The sequence below is a fragment of the Bradyrhizobium sp. Kon10 genome (assembly GCF_055807395.1).
Window position 1 is genome coordinate 1 of record NZ_JBVVOZ010000178.1, and the last position, 304, is coordinate 304.

General features: G+C 69.4%; 1 pseudogene. It reads left to right on the plus strand.

Annotation, left to right across the window (positions count from 1 at the left end):
- Positions 1 to 217: pseudogene (locus AC0L2O_RS36605) on the plus strand (tripartite tricarboxylate transporter substrate binding protein BugD); the annotation flags it as partial.
- Positions 218 to 304 lie beyond the last annotated feature (87 nt).

The window sequence follows — 304 nt, forward strand, 5'->3', positions numbered from 1 at the left end:
CGCGCCCAAGGGGACGCCGGCCGAGGTCACCGAGCGCCTGTCGAAGTCGCTTCAGGTCGCGCTGAAGGACCAGAATGTCGCCGCCCGGTTCGCCGAGCTCGGCACCAAGCCGTCGTCCGAAGCAGACGCGACTCCGGCCGCGCTAAAGGCCAAGCTGGAAGGCGAGATCGCGCGCTGGAAGCCGATCATCGAAGCCGCCGGCCAGTACGCCGACTGAGGTTTTGAACGGGCGCCACCAGCGCCCGTTTCGCTTAGGCCCTGTTTTCCCATTGCACCGGCGCGCCCGCGGCACGGGCCTGGGAGG